This window comes from Serratia sp. PL7 (assembly GCF_945957435.1).
The window spans coordinates 1-371 of sequence record NZ_CAMFLB010000133.1 but is presented as its reverse complement, the minus strand read 5'-3'; the positions used below and the strand labels follow the sequence as shown (position 1 = coordinate 371).

At 51.5% G+C, this 371-nt stretch carries 1 rRNA gene; it reads right to left on the bottom strand.

The features are described from left to right. Window positions 1-371 (bottom strand): 16S ribosomal RNA (locus tag N6G83_RS54600); the annotation flags it as partial.

Here is a 371-nt window from a genome sequence, read left to right as displayed (position 1 = left end):
ATCCGGACTACGACATACTTTATGAGGTCCGCTTGCTCTCGCGAGTTCGCTTCTCTTTGTATATGCCATTGTAGCACGTGTGTAGCCCTACTCGTAAGGGCCATGATGACTTGACGTCATCCCCACCTTCCTCCGGTTTATCACCGGCAGTCTCCTTTGAGTTCCCACCATGACGTGCTGGCAACAAAGGATAAGGGTTGCGCTCGTTGCGGGACTTAACCCAACATTTCACAACACGAGCTGACGACAGCCATGCAGCACCTGTCTCACAGTTCCCGAAGGCACCAATCCATCTCTGGAAAGTTCTGTGGATGTCAAGAGTAGGTAAGGTTCTTCGCGTTGCATCGAATTAAACCACATGCTCCACCGCT